This is a genomic window from Hydrogenovibrio sp. 3SP14C1 (assembly GCF_029625905.1).
GTDB lineage: Bacteria > Pseudomonadota > Gammaproteobacteria > Thiomicrospirales > Thiomicrospiraceae > Hydrogenovibrio.
Map to the genome: position 1 here is coordinate 1 of NZ_JARTLM010000221.1, position 253 is coordinate 253.

Below are 253 nucleotides of genomic sequence, written 5' to 3' on the forward strand. Positions count from 1 at the left end.
TCCTAACCGCCGCTAACAATAGTGGCAAAGCAGCGATTAATAAGATAAGAGATTGAAAAATCTTAATACCGCTAGTTTCTGTTAGGATGGTTTATAATGTGATCTTCCCAATCAATAACATCGATTTCATAAACAACCTGATTACGGACACTTTGCCCTGCCGCATGCATCGCTGCTTTCGACCCCGTGATCAAAGGATGCCATTCAGGTAACGGCTGCTGATCCGCGAGTAACCGATAAGCACAGGTATCAG

At 43.9% G+C, this 253-nt stretch carries 1 pseudogene; it reads right to left on the reverse strand.

Going from position 1 to position 253, the window contains the following annotated elements:
* Positions 1-71: 71 nt before the first annotated feature.
* Positions 72-253 (reverse strand): annotated as a pseudogene (locus P8629_RS12335) (YcgN family cysteine cluster protein); the annotation flags it as partial.